We start from the raw sequence: 16,696 nt of genomic DNA, 5'->3' as shown, positions 1-16,696 counted from the left end.
GAGATTTTATTTTTCTTAATCGAGCGAAAAAATGAAACAAAAAATCCTTAGAAGAATCGTTGCCTTTCTTCTAAGGAAAAGAGTTATTGGTAAACGGTCTTTCCTTCGTTTACGGGTAAAACCGAGTTGATGGACAATAAAAAGAAGCTGGCAGCCAACAGATCAGCACTGCCGCCGGGAGACACATTTTCTGACTGGCAGAAGGCTGCTAGTGCATGAAATGCTGGGTTCGGCAACGCTTGCTGATTGGCTTTTTGTGCGAGTTGCTGAACTAGTGCCAGTACCTTTTGATTGCTGCGGTATAAAATACACGTATCGTCCAGCGTAGCGATGATCGCCAACAGCATGTGGAGCCTTTTTTCAGTCTCATTGGAACAATCCCGAGAAAAGTAATCTGCTAGAGCGATTTGAACATGAGGGAACCCAGCAGCAGCTTCCCCATACGCACCGAGATGTCCATATTTGGCTTGAACAGTTTTGCCATGACTTTCTGTTTGTTGAGTCAGCGCACGATCAGGAAATGCAGTGAGAAATTGGATATCAGAAAAGACTTCTGGTAAAAAAATCCGCTGTTTGCGACTAAGTTGGCTACTGACGGCGCTGATGAGCAAGCCTAATGCCCAGATGGCTCCTTTGTGAGTGTTGATGCCACCAGTGGCTGCCAACATCGCCTGTTCTGCCTTCCGACCGATTGCAGCGATTGCTTCCCGCAACTCTTGAGACATGCTGCTTCCCCAAGACACCAAGGCCATTTCTTCAAAGTATGGCGTCAATGCTCGAGCTGATCGCAGAAATAGTCCTTGATCCATATCGTGATGGGCACCTGAATCAATGGCATCCACTAATCCCGGTTTTGGGGACAATGTCACTTCTGCAATCAAGGCTTCTTCTACCAATTGGGAGAGTCGTCGACAATTTTCTCCTACAGCTAATGCAATCATCCAACTCCTCCTCTAGTTTTTGATTTGACCTTTGATCGTTACCCATAAAACATGCAAAACATAGCTTGTTAAAAAACCACAGCTGGCAGTTGCCAAATAAGCGACGATGATCATGATGCCCATCGGCAGTTGCAGCAACAAATCTTTGAAGCATAGCAACAAGACTTGAAAGACAAAAACATTGGCAAGATAGGTTCGATACGCATAAGTAGACAGCCACTTAAATGTCCCTAACTGTGGGGCATTGTTTTTGATCATAGTTGACCCAAACATAAAAACTGCAAAAATCAATGCTAAGCTATATAAGCTTTGTAATGTATTTAAATACGGTGCATGAGCGAAACTTAGATCACCTGCATAATGTAGCAGATGATTGGCAGATAATAGCCCTAATGCTAAGCCCACTGGCAAGAAAGCGTAGCGAATCTTGTATAGGAAGCGATAGACGGTTTCGTGATAAATCAAAGCGGCTTCGCCATAGATCCCATAGATCACAAAGCTAAAGACAAACCGATCCAATAAATACCAGCTTTCATGATGCGGTCCTTCAAAAACTTGGCGATCGTAAAACACATACCAAGCGACATACAAAGCAGTTGCGACGATCAACACCGGCCAAACAGCTTTTTTCTTCGTCAACACTTTGTAGCCTAACCAGACAAAAAACGGCATCAACAATTGGATCTGTAGCATCATGATCGTATACCATAAGTGTGGCGCCGCATCCCCTGTCACATATTTCAGTAAAAACGTTGCTGTATCAGTATAAGGTTTTCCTTGTTGGACAGCGGGAAAGAGCCATAAATAAGCCGTCGTCCAAAGCACATATGGCACGACAAGTTCAAAAAACTTTTCTTTCAAAAATTCTAGATAAGACAGATGTTGACTTGTCTTAACCATGTTATAAACAATAGCAAAAATAAACAGGGGTGCGGTAAATTTCACCAAGACATAAAAGGTACCGATGAATGCTGCAGTCTTTTCATCTTGGGTATTGGATAAGGCAAAAGTCAAAATCGTTTGCATCATTACTGCTGTCACGGCAAATACTTTTTGGAAATCACTGATGTTGATTTTTAAATCGTTGTTCTCAAACATGTTTTTCGCTCACTTTTCTAATAATTACCAAATCTCAGTGGTGAGTTTTGGCCCTTCGTCTGTTTTTACTAAGATTTTTTTTGATGGATGGTCCAAATACTCCTTTAAGGCAAACCCGCCTTGTTTTGTGATAACTTGAACATCGATCTGTTGAAAAAAGGCTGCCTGCTTTTCCAATAGTTCCAGTGGCAGCTTTTCTTTCGTGTCGGCATAAAGCAACAGATCTAAATCACTTGTCGGCTTGATTGCTGCCTGTTTTGCAGCCAATTCAAAACCCAAGCTGCCACCGATTCCCCAAGAATAGTGCTTCAATAAAAGTTGTGCTTGTTGATAGTTGCGGTAAACTGGATAATTGGCTACTTCATTGAATCGAAAGCTCTCACGAGTGATCAATTCCCAAGGATGGATCGTTCGTTTGATCATGTTGCAGGGCGCCTCAAAGGCAAACCGTTCTTGCCGCTTTTCCCCGCGCAACCCCACTGGTAAATAGCTGGGGTTACGGGGTTTCCCACGACGGACGGTCGCAAAAAGCTGTTCTTTTTCAGAAAACCATTTGGGAATATCAATCATATCAAGAACTTCTTTATCCAATTGAACGATATCGTGGGCACGGTTCATTCGTTACTCATTCCATTCTGCATTCATTTTTTCAAATACGTTATTCGTTTCAAGCCGGCCGCTCTTTTTAGCGATCGGATTGGTGTAGCGACTGGTCAACATCGTGTCATTCGTTTTACGCACATCATCAATCGCCTCATTGATCGCTTCAATTACAGTCGCTTTGCTTTCAGAGGTGACAGACTGATCCGTAATGGAGGATAAGAAAGTGAAGATTGCCCCAAGTTTCGTATAATTTTTGATATCATAAGCAATACTTGGTACTTTTTCCGCCGCGGCTTCAATCGCTGCAATCGACCGTTTGGTGACCCGACTTGCACTTTCTTTCGACATTGCTTGAACAGTGATCTTTTCACTATTTAATGCGATCAGACGACTTGATTGCAAGCCATGCGCTAAGAAAGCCCCAGAGATCGCATTACCAGCGATAAAACCGATCACTGGATGACCCGCTTGGCGTAGTTTGGCATAAGCTGCCGCACTATTTGCTAAAGCTGCATGAATACCAATCAATTCTTCATTATAGCCATACGCTTGGCTAGGGACATCGATGACCGCAATGATTGGCCGTTTGATTGCTTTCTCTTTGTCTTCTTGATAAACAGTCTCTAACAGGTGGCCCATCTCATACCCTTCGACTAACCCAACTTCTCCATTGCGTACCCGATACATCGGATTATTTGGGTTTGGCACGATTGCTGTAACAACGACTTCTTCAGTAAAAAGGTCAGATGCAGCTGCATAGACTGTTGCACTAGTTGAGGTTGGGAACTGCAGATTCGTCAATGCTGAAAACCAATGATAACCGATACTGTCAGCAGCAGCTTCTTGGCCTTCTGTTACAGTAATAGGTGCCACTTCAGTTGCTTTATGCGCTGCAAGAGCCTTATTGTATGCCTCGATAGTCAGCGGCTTTGATAGATCAAGTTCGTTTAAAAGAGAAAGATAAAAACCACTTTTTTCGCTGCGATGACTGTCTTTCTTTTCAACCATCGCCGCAATCACAGCTTCTTGGATCGATTCGACACTGTCAGTCACTAGTTCATCGATCATTTGTGCTTCCAAACGTTGTTTGGCGCCAATGGTATTCCAAATCAAATCTTTATCACTGGAATCAAATTCTCTCACGCCAGCTTCTTGTTCGATGACTTCAGGACCGTTCAAACCGATACGGGCTTTCTTCGTCGCTATCAAGTAGCTCATAAGTGCTGAGGTAATCGACATACCGCCAAAAGAACCCACCCGACCTGGCACTAACCCAATCACTGGCACATACGATTTTATTGCAACGATCAAATTGCCGATTTCTGCGATCGACAATAAGCCGTAATTCGCTTCTTGGAGGCGTACGCCACCAGTATCGAGGATGATGATCGGTGTGATCGGATTGCCCTTTTGGTTTTCTTCCAACACATGCGTCAATGCAGCGATGATTTTAGCACCAGAAACTTCACCGATCCCGCCACCTTGGAATTTTCCTTCCATAGCGATCACGACCACGTTTTCTCCAGAAATCGTTCCACGACACACAACGATCCCATCATCACTTTGTGGCACGATGTCTTGAGCCACCAGATTGGGTGCGATCATTTGGTCGAATGGATCGATCAATTCACGACCGCTCTTGGCATCCAATAATGCGTGCACCCGTTCTCGAGCATTTAATTCTACAAAACTATTCTTCATCTGCTAGTTCCTCCATTGCTTGGGTTAATCGTAGGTAAACCACACCGGGAGTGGCACCAAAGTCGTTGATCACTATTTGCGCACTGATTGGATAGCGCTCAAAAAAACGCGTCAAGACATTTTGCCACACATCGCCAAAGCCGTCACTTCCTGTACACACTGAAACGGTGGTTTCTTGTTTGTCTGTTGGAAAAAGCAGAATTTCCAAGTCTCCAGAACCAACCACGCCAACATGGACTTTTTTGGTGACTGGTTTCGTTGTTTGATACGTATAAGCTAATTTTTCCATCTCTTCTTCTCTCCTCTTGCTCTTATTAAGACCACGTTCTGAATTTCATTGGCGGTTCATACAACCCATCGGACCATTCGATCAAATCATCAACGGTTTGAGCTGCTAGCAATGATCGTTTGGCATCACTGCGTTTGATCCCTAAGTCTTCTGGTAATTTCACGATTCCCGCTTTGCGCAAGGCATCCAGAGAAGCTTTTGTGCTGGTCATTCCTAGTGGGGTTACACCACCGATTGCTGCGATTGCTGCTTGTTTTTCCTCTTTTGAGTTTGCTTTATAAAGATAAGCGATGCCTTCTTCTGTCACGATATGCGTCGTATCTTCGCTATAGATCATAATTGGGGCATTGGCTAAACCAGCTTGCTTTTGGACAGCCAACGCATCTAACGTTTCTACAAAAACAGGTTTTTTATTGGAACCATACGTTTCAACCATTTGAACGACTAATTTTTGTCCTTTTGCTAAAGGATCTGTTTCATCCCGCAATGATTGCCAAGCTGGAGTCGAATGCCGACGGCCCCCCGGATTATGCCCCATATTTGGTGCACCACCAAACCCAGATAAGCGGCCTTTCGTCACTGTAGAAGAATTTCCTTGATAATCTAGTTGTAAGGTCGAACCGATAAACATATCGATGGCATATTGACCTGCAGTTTGTGATAATGCTCGATTGCTGCGCATCGTGCCGTCTTTTCCGACAAAGAATACATCGGGTCGAGCGGCAATATATTTTTCCATACCAACTTCCCCACCAAAACTGTGGATGCTTTCGACCCAACCAGATTCGATAGCTGGAATCATCGTTGGATGAGGATTCAAGACCCAGTTTTTCGCTACTTTTCCTTTGATTCCAAGCGTTTCTCCATAGGTTGGTAAAAGTAACTCGATCGCAGCGGTATTAAAACCGATCCCATGATTCAACGATTGTACTTCATGTTCTGCATAGATTCCTTTTAATGCCATCATCGCCATCAAAATTTGTAATTCCGTAATGTTTTGCGGATCTCTCGTAAAGAGGGCTTCTAATTGATACGGTTGATCTGCTACCACGACAACATCGATCCAATCGCTGGGAATATCGACCCGCGGCAAACGATCGACCACTTCATTAACTTGGACGATCACAATCCCATCTTTAAAGGCTGCTGCTTCGACGATCGTTGGCGTTTCTTCCGTATTGTAACCTGTATAAAGATTTCCTTGGCGATCGGCTTTGTCCGCCGCCACAAGGACCACATTCGGAATCAAGTCGATAAATAAGCGACCATATAATTCCAAATACGTATGAATGTCCCCTAATTTCATGGTTTTGTCTTCAATCATTTGGGCAACGCGCGTACTTTGTGCGCCTGCATAAGAAAAATCGATTTTCGCTGCAATGCCTTTTTCAAATATCGTCAAATGTTCTGGACGGGAGATACTCGACATGATCATATGCAAATTGTTGACTTTTTGAGCATCGACTTGTTCTAAGCTTTTTGATAGAAAGCTTGCTTGTTTCTGATTGTCGCCTTCAAGGACCACTTTGTCTCCCGGACAGATCAACTGTTCTAAGACTTCAATGATCGCTTCCGTTGGGACATATTTTCCATCGAGAAGATGCTCGATTTTTTTCATGGTTTGGGCTTTCTTTTCACGTTTACTTGCCCAGTTTCTTGCAGGTTTTTCCATTCTATTCATCTCCATTTTTTATATAGGAATAAAGCATCATCCAAGCCATGTTGATCCAAATTGATCACACGGATCGCTTTGTTTTCACCAAATTTTGCTTGGATCAGTTTTGTTAGGGTATTGCCAGGAGGAAATTCAAGTGCCAAATCAAGTCCTGCTTCGTAGGCAACATCCATGATCTTGTTCCACTGCACCGGATAAGCAATATTTTGCAGCAAATCACGACGGATCTCTTCAGGATTCATGGTCATCCGCCCATCCGTATTTTTGAGGTACGGACAGATAGGCACATCAAGGGATACCGTGTTCATAAATGGCGCAAACCGTTTCACGGGTTCTGTCATCAACACACAATGGGACGGGACAGGCACTGCTAAAAGTTTGGCGGTTTGCGCATGATAATCTTTCGCTTGAGCTAGCGTCTTGCGCAAGCCTTTGATATGACCAGAGATCGTATGCTGCATGGGGCAATTTTCATTTGATAAATAGACGGGAGCAGCAGGATCAAATGTTTTTGCCACGAGCGCTTCTGCTTCACTTCTCGTTACACCAACCAGTACCCCCATGGCATAATCAGTCGGATAGGCTTCTTTCATCAATGTCGCCCGATGATAGACCAAGCTAGCGGAATTTTCGAAACTCAAGCTTTCACAAGCTAACGCAGCGGAAAAAGCGCCAATCGAATGCCCCGCCACAAGCTGAGGTTGCACACCAGATGCTTTCATCTGGTCCGTGTAAAAAGCCGCTTTTACTAAAAGCGCCAACTGAATAGAGACGGTATCTTGTTTGAGATCCCCCGATACAGGGTGTAAATCAAAGCCTGTCGCCTGTTCTAGCCGATGGAAATAACTGGCAGGCACGTCCTCAAGCATCTTGCTGGTCTGACTGCCTTGTCCTGGGTATAAGAAACCTGTACTCATGAAACACCTCCTAAACAATTTCTCTTTCCTGTGTCATAATAACGGAAGTTTGTTATAATAAAAAATACCAGTTTCGTGAATATCCATAACCAAAAGGTATGGAAAGAGGAGTATCTGATGAACCTTGATCATTTACGCTACTTTAAAAAAGTAGCCGAATCGAAAAATATTACCCAATCTGCACAAGAATTATACATCTCACAACCTGCCTTGAGCCGTGCCATGAAACACCTAGAAAGTGAACTAGGCGTTCCTTTGTTCTATCATGCCGGTCGGCATATCGAGTTGACGATGTATGCTGAAGAATTTTATCCCTATGTCGTTGAGACGTTAGCACGTTTCGACGAAGGAATGAGTGCGATCCAAGCCTTAAATGGAGAAATGGTCCCTGCAGTGACGATTTACTCTGAAGTCGCTTCTGTTTCCTTGCCCAACTTGGTGGCGACATTCGTTGAAAAGCACCCTGAGATCCAACTTTCGATCAAGCAGCACGGCAGTAAGGAGACCAACAAAGAACAAGCCTTCTACATTACCTCTGAGCCAAAGAACGGCTTGACCAATCTGCCAATATTCACGGAACCCATCTTACTGGCGATCCCCAAAAAGCATCCCTTGGCAGAAAAAAAAGACTTGCAAGTTGCCGATATCCAACACGTGCCTTTGCTGATGCTGGTTGAAAACAGCCCGCTGCGTAGAACCATCGACGAAGCTTTTGAAGCAAAAAAAATCAGTTTGGCTATCGGTTCAACGACGGACGATCCGGCGACGTTGCGCTCCCTTATCAATCAAGGGCTAGGAATCACGTTCTTTCCTAAAATTACTTGGGGCTATGAAGATGAGGCACCTTTCGTTTTACGTGAACTAGCAGATTTCCCCTTATCAAGGACGATCTATTTAGCATCAAGCTTTACTAAAGGTCATCCCATGACAAAATTGATTGCAAAAACGTTGATTGAATTTTATCTTGGCTAAACAAAAAGAAGCGTCCATTCGCACGTTAGTTGTGCAAGTGGACACTTCCTTTTTCTTTCCTATTTACAACGGTTGAATCATCGGCTCGACCGTACATTCATTCACATTGATCACTTCGATCTCTTTTGACTCGCCACACTATTGGCTGCCAGTCAGGTGAGACCCCATAAGATTTGTTACACGCCTTCCAGTACGGCTGACTTATCATCGCTTATGCATTAGGCAATCGATCATATTCTTCATCACTGACTGTTTCTAACCATTCTGAAGCACCAGCAGTAATCGCTACATGGGCAAACCAACTATTTTTTGCTGCACCATGCCAATGTTTGACCCCTTCCTTGATGACTACGACATCCCCAACAGTAAGTTTTTGCGGTTTCTTGCCTGCTTCTTGGTACCAGCCTTCTCCTGAAGTCACCAACAACAATTGATACCCACCATCAATATGCCGATGCCAATTGTTGCGGCAACCTGGTTCAAAAGTCACATTGCCAACGTTGACTGGAATCGCTGGATCAGCTACTAAAGGATTCAAGTAACTCTGACCGCTAAAATATTGTGCATAGGCGTCATTTGTGTTGCCCAGTGAAAAGATTCCAGCTTCTTTTGCTGCATCGAGTTCTGACATTTATTTTTCCTCCAATTCAGCTAGCTCTTCTTGATAAACCGTTTTGGCGATGTTAAAAGCAGACCAAGCTTTAGGCCAGCCAACATAGAAAGCCAGATGAGTGATTACTTCTGCAATTTCCTCTACAGTGATCCCGTTTTCCTTGCCAATCGTTAGATGAGCAGTCAATTGTTCAAAATTCCCACCCGAAATCAAGGCCGATATCGTTAATAAACTTCTCGTATGAGGAGCCAACTCTGCCTCACGTGACCAAACTTCACAAAATAACACATCATCATTTAATTGCGCAAATTTCGGCGCAAATGTCCCTAGGTTATCTCTTCCTGCAGTTTGTTTCTTTACCATATCGATCGACTCCTTCTTCTATTGTGATGAAATGCTGGTTCACCCAATTTTGAATGGCAGTATCCGCCTTATTCACTCGTGAACCACGGATGGCTAATCCAGGATATATGAGGGCTTCAGGACAAGTTTTTTTAAAGTCTTCCAGGCTATTGCCGAATCCTGAGCCTTCATGAGTACAAAAGGGAAAAATAATCTTCCCATCGAAATAATGGTCTTTTAAAAAACTCGCCACGATCCTCGGATAGCTCTCCCACCAGTTGGGAAATCCAACAAATAGTATCCGTTCTTTAAAAAACGCAGACGGTACTGTTTGATAGCGGGGAAAATCATTCGTAGCTTTTTCTTTTTGTGCTTGTTCGACCATCGCCTGATAGCTTTCAGGATAAGGTTCCACAGGGGCAAGGGGATAAAGGGGGCATTGCAGCTGCTCTGACAGCTTCTCTGCTAAAATCTGCGTATTTCCTATGCCCAGTTTTTTGAGCTGTCCCTCAATCAGATTTTCACCAGCTCGTGAACAAACAAGTATTGCCGCCATTTTGTCACCTCCTACTCTTTGTTTCCTGATAGATTTAATGGTAAGCCAATCGAGTTGGATTGGCTAATGCTTTTTCACACAAGACCTTATGCTTACAAAGCATAGCTGGTTTCGATATACAAAAAAGAAGCGGATATCACCGCTTCTTTTGATGTTTACACTGAGCTTATTGAAAGGAATCGTGAAATCGCCGAATAAACTCGATAACGACTGGCGACAGCACCCGATTCTTTTTCCAAACCAATACACAGCTGGTCTCGATTTGTGGTACTAAAGGCAGAAACTTAATTGCTTCACTCCTTCGTTCTCCGACTGCTCCGCTGATGGTCAATGCCGAGCCAACATGGTTTTCTACTAAGGAAAAGACATTGAATATTAAATTGTAGGTGCCCACGATCGGCAATTCTTCCACTGGTGTCTTCGACCATTGGCTGAACATTTGTTGTACTTCTGGACGCTTGGAGATCAATAAAGGCACACCTTTGATGTCTTCGGGTGTTATTTCTTCTTTATGCGCAAGAAAAGAATCAGCCGATGTCAAAAAGCCCCATGTTTCTTTTCGTGGAAGAACGATTTTTTCATACTTCTCGATTTCAATCGGTTCGATCAAGATCGCTAGATCCAACAAGCCTTTCTCCAGACGATCGCTGATGTCATCTCCTGTACCACTATGAATATGAAAGCGAACATCAGGATAATCATTGATAAATTCTTCCAACATCAAGGAAAGCGTATCGGAATTATCTGCTTCCACACAACCAATCGTGAAGTGACCGCTAAATAAATGTTTTTTACGGTCTTCAAACGCTTGCATTGTCTGGTCTGTCAAACTCAAAATCTCTTCTGCACGGCTTTTTAAAAAACGCCCCGCTTCCGTTAAAACCATTTTACGATTATCGCGAGTGAATAGTGCCGTCCCTAACTCGTCTTCTAATTCTTTTAATTGTCGACTCAATGTCGGTTGTGTGATGTGGAGCACTTCTGCAGCTTGAGAAATCGTCCCTTCCTCCGCAATCGTGTAGAAATATTTTAATAACCGAATTTCCACAAAATCTCCTCCTCATTTTGTCTTTTGCATTCAAAGTGTTCGAAACAAAAGAGAACCTCCCTCTCCAGTCTCCTTTTCAATTCTTATGATAACAAAGAATCACTGTTCCAGCGAATCTAGCTAAAAAAGCGTAGGAAATTGCAGAATTGTAAAAAAATTCGTCAACAACATGTAAAAACTGTTCGCTTAAACGAACAGTTTTGTCAGCTGCTTGCTTTTTACGGCTTTTGGCGTAGGATATATGAGTATCTTGGTATGAGTACTCATACAATGATTTGGAGGAATACGATGTTAAATTTATCAATTCTTTTATTTTGTGTAGCGATCGCTTTACTCGGACTTGCGGATTTATCTTTAGAGTGCGCGCGTTGCTGAACAAACGTCCGTGGAATGGTCCTGTATTGCCATTGTCGGTTATTGGTGTGATTCTTTTCATCGTCTCTTTGGTCATGATCTACCTTTCTTATCCTAAATAACAGAATTGTAGTCAACCTAGAACGAATAAATCGGAAAAATTGACTATTCTCGGGAATAAGTAGAAGCTCTTGCTCCTAATCCATCAGCGCATCCCCAAATGATTCATAAATCAACTGGATTAGTTTACCATAATTATATTATGATAATTTCGGTTTGTGGTACATCATGAACATTTAGCTAATTGAGAAACGGCTACTAAACTTGAATTTTGCTAATATCCTAGTTCATCGAGCCAATTCAACAGATTCGGTTCAGCGTCTTCAACACTTCCCGCTCTTGCTGCAAAGCCTTCAAGAAAGTCATACGCTGGATACAACGTTTGAAGTTCATTTTGACTATTGGTCAGTCCACTTCCCCCATGGGTTGCAAAAGGAATGATTTGTTTATCCGTAAGATCATAGGTTTCAAGAAATGTTAAAACGGCTCTTGGGGCACGGTTCCACCAAACGGGAAAGCCGATAAAGAGAACATCCACTTCAGTCATTTGGGCAACGTCAGCCTTCAACGTTGGTCTGGCATCTTCTTCCACCTCTCTAGTGGCAAAAGCTGTATGTTCATCGTAAACGTTAGGGTAACCTACTTCTGTTTGAATCGAGAACAACGCACCGCCGGTCTGTTCAGCGATCATTTCTGCTAGCACCTGGACATCTCCTACTAAGGTGTCATCGATTACATTAAAACTACTTCCAGAAACTGCTTCGACCGCTGGTTCATGCTCTAAATTTTCTGGTCTTGTGAAATAGGCAATCAAAATATCGGCCTCCCCATCAATCCCTGTTTCTCTCATTTGTTGCGTAACGGTGTCACTAGTACTTGTTTCCGTTGTACCGATGTCTGGCTCGTCATTCATTGAATCACTGCTGCATCCTGCTAGAAAAATCATTGTCAGAAAAAGTCCTTTTGTCCATTTGTTCATTGAATTGCTCCTTTCTTTTCCCATCAAAAATGGTAGTTCCAGTATAATTCTTGAAGTGGACTTTAAGGCAAGGCTCTTGAGCAAACCTTCCCCTATTTTTTACATCTTTCTCACAACTTCCTCACAAAAAAATTTCCTTCCCAGCATACTGAAAAAAGCCGTAAACAAAGCTTTGTTTTACGACTTTTTCGTTTAGTTATCGATTTTTCTCAAACTGGCAGCGACAAAATGATTTGTTCCTACCTGAACCCAATCGGGGTCCGCTGTTTCTTCTGTTTTAAATGTGGTGAAATCAAAGACATTGTTTTCCTTACTGTAAAAATCATCAGGCGCTGTTTTCTTGTTTCGAATGTCGGTTCTTAAAAATGCAGCAAGTAAGCGCCTTGTGTACGGATGGTAAGCATTTTTGAATATCTCATTGATTGGGGCACTCTCGACGATTTTTCCCCCATGCATCACGATCACATCATCGGCCATTTTACTAATGACACCCAAATCATGGGTAATAAACAAAATACTTGTATCCAGCTTGTCTTTTAACTCATTCATTAACTTAAGGATTTCTGCTTGGATGATCACATCGAGTGCGGTAGTCGGTTCATCGGCAATCAATAGCTTCGGATTGCAGGCTAATGCCATTGCGATCATTACTCGCTGACTCATTCCTCCAGATAACTGATGAGGATATTGCTTGGCTACTCGTTTAGGATCTGTGATCTTGACAGCTTCTAACAGCTCATATGCCCGTAAAGTCGCCGTCTTATTGTCGACGTGCTGATGAAGTTTCAAGGCTTCTGTCAGTTGTGCTTTGATTGTAAATACCGGATTCAAACTTGTCATAGGCTCTTGAAAGATCATTGAAATATCATTTCCACGAATTTTCAAAAGCTCTTTTTTGCTTAATTCGAGGATATTTTTTCCTTCAAAACGGATCTGCCCTTCCGCTATATATTGATTTCGTTGAAAAAGTTGAAGGATCGACATGGCTGTTTGACTTTTGCCACTCCCACTTTCTCCAACGATTCCTAATGTCTTCCCTCTTTTTAATGAAAAAGTAACGCCTTTGACAGCTTTGACAGTTCCCCGTTTCGTATCAAAATACGTATGCAGATTATCAACTTCTAGTAAATCCATCTTGGTCTCCTTTTGATTTTTTCCCATTAAACCAATCGTATCATGCTTATAGTTCGTTTGATTGACTCCTCAACCATGTTTCAATTCCTATGTTCTAAAAAAACTATTTTCGCGTACACTTCACAAAATGATTTGGCTCGACTTCTACCCAATCTGGATCAGCATCAGTTTCTTTTGAATAGTTGAATGCCAAATCAGGATGGGTTTCATCAAGAGCCCATGGGCGATACTCTTCGTCTAGCGTTGGAATGGCATTTAATAATTGCCGTGTGTACGGATGGATCGGGTTAGAAAAAATCGTCTCAGCTGAAGCTAATTCTACAAGATGCCCAAAATACATCACACCGATCCGATCAGAAATAAATTTTACGACTCCAAGATCATGGGTGATAAACAAGTAAGTCAAATTGAGTTCTTCCCGCAAATCATGAAGCAAATTGATGATCTGTGACTGAATCGAAACATCTAATGCTGAAACAGCTTCATCGCAAACAATGAATTTGGGCTTTAAAGCTAAGGCACGAGCAATCCCGATTCGTTGTCGTTGTCCACCAGAAAATTGATGCGGATAGCGATGAATAAATTCTTTCTTTAACCCACATTTTTCCATGATATCAAGAATATAGGTTTCATAGTTTGGGTCCTTTTTACTAGTAAAAAATTTGTGTATCAACAAACCTTCTCCAATAATATCACCCACTGTTAACCGTGGATCTAGTGAGGAGTAAGGGTCCTGAAAGATAATTTGCAGGTCTTTTCGTAAAACTCTTGATTCCTTTTGAGTCAAAGCAGCTAGATCGATGCCAGAATCAAGCTGCTCTTCGTAGTATGAAAAGTCTTTTTTGTTCATGACTTCATTTTTTAGTTGTGCGACTTGCTTATCAATAGCTGCTAAATCATTTTGTTGTTCAGCGATCGTTTTTTCCAAGTTCATGAGCTCTGTTTGATCCACTGCCCCATTCATCGCTTGTTTTTGCTGATTAAATGTTAACGCTCGCTTGCTAGCGGCAACTTTTGCTGCAGCTTCGTAACGAGACGAAAGAAGCTTACTGACCTTTTGCAGATCATCATGCAAAATCAAGCCTCCGACTAATCGTAGGGTATTGCCATATTCATTTTCAAAAGCGATTTTCTTTAGACGCAACCGTTCCGTTGTTGCTTCTACATCAGCAGCTGAATCGGCAGCGAGTTTTGATTCGATCGACTGGAGCTCATTGACAGAATCAGTAAACTGTTTCATCTTTTGTGGCAGTTGTTGATAGACTTTTTTTACGTAACGAGGCATGAAATCTTCGATCGTCTCTCCATAGTAAAGGGTCGAGCCTCCGGTTTGTCGTTGGAGCTGAATAATCGTGCGTCCAAAGGTCGATTTTCCACAACCACTTTCACCGACGATGCCTAATGTTTCTCCTTCATAGATATCGATCGTAAGATCTTTATTTGCTTTCACATAGTCTTTTCCCACCCCAAAAAAGTTTTTCTTCTTCACAGGAAAATACTTTTGTAGATTCTTGACGCGCATGATCGTGTCCATAACTGCTTACCTCTCTCTCATCTTCGGATCGATGGCATCTCGGATTCCGTCACCGATCAAATTGAAGGATAAAATGGTCAACATGATCGCGATCCCTGGATAAATCGTCAGGTAGGGATGTGTTCGGATATAGCCTCGTCCAAAATTTAACATCGTTCCCCATTCCGCAACGGAAGCCTCCATACCTAAGCCAATAAATCCTAAGCCAACAGCAGATAAAATTGCTGTGGCAACGCCCATTGATGAATGCACGATGACTGGTGAAAGGATATTTGGCAAGATGTGTTTGAAAATCAGCAATCCATTATTTGCGCCTAGCGCTTTTCCAGCTTCAATAAATTGCTTCTCTTTGACCGCCATCACACTTGCCCGAATAATACGAGCAAAAATGGGGATATTCGCCAACCCGATCGCCAAGATCATGTTCGGCAGACTGGATCCCAAAGAAGCCACGATGGCGATTGCCAACAAAATAGAAGGGATGGATAGTAAGATGTCACAAAAACGCATAATCAGCGTATCGATCCACCCTCTGAAATAACCGGATAAGACACCTAAGATGCCACCAAAAAAGAGTGCCAGTAACACCGCACAAACGCCTACAGTCAGCGATATTCTCGTGCCGTAAATCAAACGAGACAATACGTCACGTCCCAAGTCATCTGTCCCAAACCAATGAGAACGACTTGGAAATTGCAATGCATTGGCTAGATTTTGCTCCCGCATACCATAGGGAGCTATAAAGTCTGCAAAAATCGCAGTAATCGTCAGTAACGTGATAAATAGTAACCCAAACATTGCTCGGCGATTTGCTTTTAAGGAAAGCCAAATCTCTTGTTTCGATCCTTCTGGTACGCCTGCAAGTGCTTGCGTTTTCGCAATGGCCTTTTTTCTAGAAAACATGAGTTCCTCCCTTAATCATATGAGGTTTTAATTCGCGGATCGATATATGCATAGAGAATATCGACACATAGATTAACCATCGTAAAAATAAATGCAATAAATAAAACGCCGCCTTGGACGATCATTGTGTCTCTTGTACGGATCGCATTCACCATCATTGTCCCGATCCCATTGATACTAAAAACAGTCTCGGTCAATACAGCCCCACCTAATAAAGCCCCAAACTGCAAACCAATGACTGTCACTACGGGAATCAAGGCATTTCTTAAGGCATGATGGAATGTCACCTTTGAACCATTTACTCCTTTGGCTTTTGCCGTACGAATATAATCTTGGTCTAAAACGTCCATCATACTCGACCTTGTAATCCGGGCGATCGTGCCAATTGATGAGGAAGCCAATGCAAATACTGGCATGATCATTTGCTGCCAAGTATCAAAACCAGATGCTGGCAACCAGCCCAGGGTAGAAGTAAAAAGAATAATTAAAAGGAGTGCCTGCCAAAAGGTTGGCATAGAAACCCCAACTAGTGAAAGAAACATCACGAAATTATCAACCTTGGAATAAGGTCTCGAAGCAGAGATCACTCCCAGTGGAATACCAATCAGCGAGGCAAATAACACACTCCATACTGATAATTTGATTGTGTTGGGCAAACGGACTAGGATTTCATCCATGACCACCCGGCCAGAAACATACGATCTCCCAAGATCAAATTCGACGACAACATTTTTTATATAATGAAAAAATTGTTCGATAAAACTACGGTCAAGCCCCATTTGCACACGCATAGCCTCATATTGTTCAGGAGTCGCTCCTTCCCCCAACACCATTGTTACAGGGTCTCCAGGTGATAGATACATAATCGTAAATACAATAAAAGAGACGCCTAGCAGGATAGGAAACAACCACAGAATTCGTTTTACAATATATTGGAACATCTATTCATCTCCTCAAAATAAAGAGCCATTGCGGCT

General features: G+C 42.6%; 18 protein-coding genes. 1 reads left to right on the top strand and 17 read right to left on the bottom strand.

The window, feature by feature from the left end; translation table 11 throughout:
• Positions 1-83 precede the first annotated feature (83 nt).
• The 7 genes from IGJ44_RS08225 to IGJ44_RS08195 are packed head-to-tail and all read right to left on the bottom strand — an operon-like array spanning position 84 to position 7,224.
• Complete coding sequence (locus IGJ44_RS08225; protein WP_074535862.1) at positions 84-941, bottom strand: triphosphoribosyl-dephospho-CoA synthase; 858 nt, start codon at positions 939-941, stop codon at positions 84-86.
• A gap of 12 nt (positions 942-953) precedes the next feature.
• Positions 954-2,039 (bottom strand): acyltransferase family protein, encoded by a 1,086-nt coding sequence (locus IGJ44_RS08220; protein WP_074535864.1) that lies wholly within the window; start codon positions 2,037-2,039, stop codon positions 954-956.
• A gap of 24 nt (positions 2,040-2,063) precedes the next feature.
• On the bottom strand, positions 2,064-2,657 hold the full coding sequence (locus IGJ44_RS08215) for a malonate decarboxylase holo-ACP synthase (RefSeq protein ID WP_074535866.1): 594 nt from the start codon (positions 2,655-2,657) through the stop codon (positions 2,064-2,066).
• A gap of 3 nt (positions 2,658-2,660) precedes the next feature.
• Entirely contained in the window at positions 2,661-4,343 is a 1,683-nt protein-coding gene (gene mdcD / locus IGJ44_RS08210) for a biotin-independent malonate decarboxylase subunit beta (protein ID WP_074535867.1), read from the bottom strand.
• Positions 4,333-4,632 carry a malonate decarboxylase subunit delta gene (locus IGJ44_RS08205; protein ID WP_005226050.1) on the bottom strand — a complete coding sequence of 100 codons (300 nt, stop codon included), beginning with the start codon at positions 4,630-4,632 and terminating at the stop codon, positions 4,333-4,335. The genes mdcD and IGJ44_RS08205 overlap by 11 nt, the downstream gene beginning before the upstream one ends.
• Positions 4,633-4,657: 25 nt before the next feature.
• The gene (mdcA, locus tag IGJ44_RS08200) at positions 4,658-6,304 is read right to left on the bottom strand and encodes a malonate decarboxylase subunit alpha (protein WP_074535869.1); all 1,647 of its coding nucleotides are present in this window, start codon (positions 6,302-6,304) and stop codon (positions 4,658-4,660) included.
• 5 nt (positions 6,305-6,309) lie between these two features.
• Positions 6,310-7,224, bottom strand: coding sequence for an ACP S-malonyltransferase (locus tag IGJ44_RS08195; RefSeq protein WP_074535870.1), 915 nt, complete (start codon positions 7,222-7,224; stop codon positions 6,310-6,312).
• A 117-nt stretch (positions 7,225-7,341) separates the two neighbouring features.
• On the opposite strand from IGJ44_RS08195, the gene IGJ44_RS08190 reads away from it, so the two are divergent.
• Positions 7,342-8,196 carry a LysR family transcriptional regulator gene (locus IGJ44_RS08190; RefSeq protein ID WP_010748320.1) on the top strand — a complete coding sequence of 285 codons (855 nt, stop codon included), beginning with the start codon at positions 7,342-7,344 and terminating at the stop codon, positions 8,194-8,196.
• Between the two features lie 211 nt (positions 8,197-8,407).
• On the opposite strand, the gene IGJ44_RS08185 is transcribed toward IGJ44_RS08190, so the two are convergent.
• From IGJ44_RS08185 to IGJ44_RS08140, 10 genes are all read right to left on the bottom strand, one after another.
• Positions 8,408-8,827, bottom strand: coding sequence for a cupin domain-containing protein (locus IGJ44_RS08185; protein ID WP_074535872.1), 420 nt, complete (start codon positions 8,825-8,827; stop codon positions 8,408-8,410).
• A complete protein-coding gene (locus IGJ44_RS08180) occupies positions 8,828-9,172 on the bottom strand; it encodes a carboxymuconolactone decarboxylase family protein (RefSeq protein ID WP_430606555.1) in 345 nt (114 codons plus the stop codon). It lies immediately after the preceding gene.
• Positions 9,141-9,707, bottom strand: coding sequence for a flavodoxin (locus IGJ44_RS08175; RefSeq protein WP_074535875.1), 567 nt, complete (start codon positions 9,705-9,707; stop codon positions 9,141-9,143). The genes IGJ44_RS08180 and IGJ44_RS08175 overlap by 32 nt, the downstream gene beginning before the upstream one ends.
• Before the next feature lie 166 nt (positions 9,708-9,873).
• Complete coding sequence (locus IGJ44_RS08170) at positions 9,874-10,755, bottom strand: LysR family transcriptional regulator (RefSeq protein ID WP_074535877.1); 882 nt, start codon at positions 10,753-10,755, stop codon at positions 9,874-9,876.
• 76 nt (positions 10,756-10,831) lie between these two features.
• Positions 10,832-11,206, bottom strand: coding sequence for a hypothetical protein (locus IGJ44_RS08165; RefSeq protein ID WP_430606552.1), 375 nt, complete (start codon positions 11,204-11,206; stop codon positions 10,832-10,834).
• Positions 11,207-11,443: 237 nt separating this feature from the next.
• A complete protein-coding gene (locus tag IGJ44_RS08160) occupies positions 11,444-12,148 on the bottom strand; it encodes a flavodoxin (RefSeq protein WP_175445284.1) in 705 nt (234 codons plus the stop codon).
• Positions 12,149-12,340: 192 nt separating this feature from the next.
• Positions 12,341-13,282: an ABC transporter ATP-binding protein gene (locus IGJ44_RS08155; protein WP_074535883.1), complete on the bottom strand. Its 942-nt coding sequence runs from the start codon at positions 13,280-13,282 to the stop codon at positions 12,341-12,343.
• A 103-nt stretch (positions 13,283-13,385) separates the two neighbouring features.
• On the bottom strand, positions 13,386-14,816 hold the full coding sequence (locus IGJ44_RS08150; RefSeq protein WP_074535885.1) for an ATP-binding cassette domain-containing protein: 1,431 nt from the start codon (positions 14,814-14,816) through the stop codon (positions 13,386-13,388).
• 6 nt (positions 14,817-14,822) lie between these two features.
• A complete protein-coding gene (locus IGJ44_RS08145; protein ID WP_060791898.1) occupies positions 14,823-15,719 on the bottom strand; it encodes an ABC transporter permease in 897 nt (298 codons plus the stop codon).
• Between the two features lie 11 nt (positions 15,720-15,730).
• Positions 15,731-16,660, bottom strand: a complete 930-nt coding sequence (locus IGJ44_RS08140; RefSeq protein ID WP_167827282.1) for an ABC transporter permease — start codon at positions 16,658-16,660, stop codon at positions 15,731-15,733.
• Between the last annotated feature and the right edge of the window lie 36 nt (positions 16,661-16,696).

This window comes from Enterococcus sp. DIV1368d, assembly GCF_050542975.1.
In the GTDB taxonomy this organism is placed as follows: domain Bacteria; phylum Bacillota; class Bacilli; order Lactobacillales; family Enterococcaceae; genus Enterococcus_D; species Enterococcus_D casseliflavus.
The sequence above is the reverse complement of the archived record's forward strand: the minus strand, read 5'-3'. Positions and strand labels throughout refer to the sequence as shown.

What these genes read in the sequence shown, in the direction of transcription:
- IGJ44_RS08225 (WP_074535862.1), bottom strand. Translation starts at nt 941, where the DNA reads ATGATTGCATTAGCTGTAGGAGAAAATTGTCGACGACTCTCCCAATTG.
- IGJ44_RS08220 (WP_074535864.1), bottom strand. Translation starts at nt 2,039, where the DNA reads ATGTTTGAGAACAACGATTTAAAAATCAACATCAGTGATTTCCAAAAA.
- IGJ44_RS08215 (WP_074535866.1), bottom strand. Translation starts at nt 2,657, where the DNA reads ATGAACCGTGCCCACGATATCGTTCAATTGGATAAAGAAGTTCTTGAT.
- mdcD (WP_074535867.1), bottom strand. Translation starts at nt 4,343, where the DNA reads ATGAAGAATAGTTTTGTAGAATTAAATGCTCGAGAACGGGTGCACGCA.
- IGJ44_RS08205 (WP_005226050.1), bottom strand. Translation starts at nt 4,632, where the DNA reads ATGGAAAAATTAGCTTATACGTATCAAACAACGAAACCAGTCACCAAA.
- mdcA (WP_074535869.1), bottom strand. Translation starts at nt 6,304, where the DNA reads ATGGAAAAACCTGCAAGAAACTGGGCAAGTAAACGTGAAAAGAAAGCC.
- IGJ44_RS08195 (WP_074535870.1), bottom strand. Translation starts at nt 7,224, where the DNA reads ATGAGTACAGGTTTCTTATACCCAGGACAAGGCAGTCAGACCAGCAAG.
- IGJ44_RS08190 (WP_010748320.1), top strand. Translation starts at nt 7,342, where the DNA reads ATGAACCTTGATCATTTACGCTACTTTAAAAAAGTAGCCGAATCGAAA.
- IGJ44_RS08185 (WP_074535872.1), bottom strand. Translation starts at nt 8,827, where the DNA reads ATGTCAGAACTCGATGCAGCAAAAGAAGCTGGAATCTTTTCACTGGGC.
- IGJ44_RS08180 (WP_430606555.1), bottom strand. Translation starts at nt 9,172, where the DNA reads ATGGTAAAGAAACAAACTGCAGGAAGAGATAACCTAGGGACATTTGCG.
- IGJ44_RS08175 (WP_074535875.1), bottom strand. Translation starts at nt 9,707, where the DNA reads ATGGCGGCAATACTTGTTTGTTCACGAGCTGGTGAAAATCTGATTGAG.
- IGJ44_RS08165 (WP_430606552.1), bottom strand. Translation starts at nt 11,206, where the DNA reads ATGACCAAAGAGACGATGAAAAGAATCACACCAATAACCGACAATGGC.
- IGJ44_RS08160 (WP_175445284.1), bottom strand. Translation starts at nt 12,148, where the DNA reads ATGAACAAATGGACAAAAGGACTTTTTCTGACAATGATTTTTCTAGCA.
- IGJ44_RS08155 (WP_074535883.1), bottom strand. Translation starts at nt 13,282, where the DNA reads ATGGATTTACTAGAAGTTGATAATCTGCATACGTATTTTGATACGAAA.
- IGJ44_RS08150 (WP_074535885.1), bottom strand. Translation starts at nt 14,816, where the DNA reads ATGGACACGATCATGCGCGTCAAGAATCTACAAAAGTATTTTCCTGTG.
- IGJ44_RS08145 (WP_060791898.1), bottom strand. Translation starts at nt 15,719, where the DNA reads ATGTTTTCTAGAAAAAAGGCCATTGCGAAAACGCAAGCACTTGCAGGC.
- IGJ44_RS08140 (WP_167827282.1), bottom strand. Translation starts at nt 16,660, where the DNA reads ATGTTCCAATATATTGTAAAACGAATTCTGTGGTTGTTTCCTATCCTG.